At 69.5% G+C, this 334-nt stretch carries 1 protein-coding gene; it reads right to left on the bottom strand.

Translation table 11 applies throughout. From position 1 onward, the window contains the following. On the bottom strand, positions 1 to 293 hold a 293-nt coding region (locus TN53_RS43365), incomplete at its 3' end, for a radical SAM protein (protein WP_046264438.1). Between the last annotated feature and the right edge of the window lie 41 nt (positions 294 to 334).

The raw sequence follows: 334 nt of genomic DNA, 5'->3' as shown, positions 1-334 counted from the left end.
ATTCCGCTCAGCAGCACACTGCGTGAACCGGCCGCCCTGATCAGGGTGGCCAGTTCGTGGACCGGTCCGGGCAGCAGCAGGGGTTCCCCACCGGTCAGCATCACCACCTCGGGACGGTCGTCAGCGGTGAACGAGCCGACGAACCGCAGCAGCTGCCCGGAGTCGGGCTCCTCGCCGGTCATCGTGGACGACGTCGAGCAGTGTGCGCAGCTCAAAGGGCAGCGCCGGGTGAGTGTGAGCAGCAGGCCGGCGCAGGGAACGGGCCGTAGCCCGATGAGTTCGGCCAGTTCCATACGCCGTCCTCTCGATAGCGCGGTGCGCCGCCCGGGTGCGG

Source organism: Streptomyces sp. WM6386, from assembly GCF_000972385.1.
GTDB lineage: Bacteria > Actinomycetota > Actinomycetes > Streptomycetales > Streptomycetaceae > Streptomyces.
Note: the sequence above shows the minus strand (reverse complement) of the source record. Positions and strands in the feature narration are given on the sequence as shown.